At 48.4% G+C, this 380-nt stretch carries 1 protein-coding gene; it reads left to right on the plus strand.

What is annotated here, in order from left to right; translation table 11 throughout:
* On the plus strand, nucleotides 1-380 hold a 380-nt coding region (locus UF05_RS15355; RefSeq protein ID WP_048852561.1), incomplete at both ends, for a putative PEP-binding protein.

The raw sequence follows: 380 nt of genomic DNA on the forward strand, positions 1-380 counted from the left end.
ATAATCCATTTTTAGGTTTGAGAGGGGTGCGGTTGAGCCTTCAACATGAGCCATTGTCTACCGCGCAACTTCGAGTCATTCTGAGAGGTTTTCACGAGCAACCGAATATTCAATTGATGATACCGATGGAGGCCCAGGTTGCAGAAGTGAGAATAGTAAGAGCGCTGTTGGCACATCACGCCAACCAACTTGGCTTGGCGGCGACTCATTTGCCTGTCGGTATTATGATTGAAGTACCAGACGCGGTATTAAATGCTGACGCGTTAGCCCAAGAAGGCGACTTTTTCTCCATCGGTACCAATGACTTGACTCAATATGTTATGGCAGCCGATCGCGGCAACGCCACCGTTGATGTAATGGTGACTTCCTTTGAACCCATG

The sequence above is a fragment of the Vibrio sp. S457-15 genome (assembly GCF_000960545.1).
In the GTDB taxonomy this organism is placed as follows: domain Bacteria; phylum Pseudomonadota; class Gammaproteobacteria; order Enterobacterales; family Vibrionaceae; genus Vibrio; species Vibrio parahaemolyticus.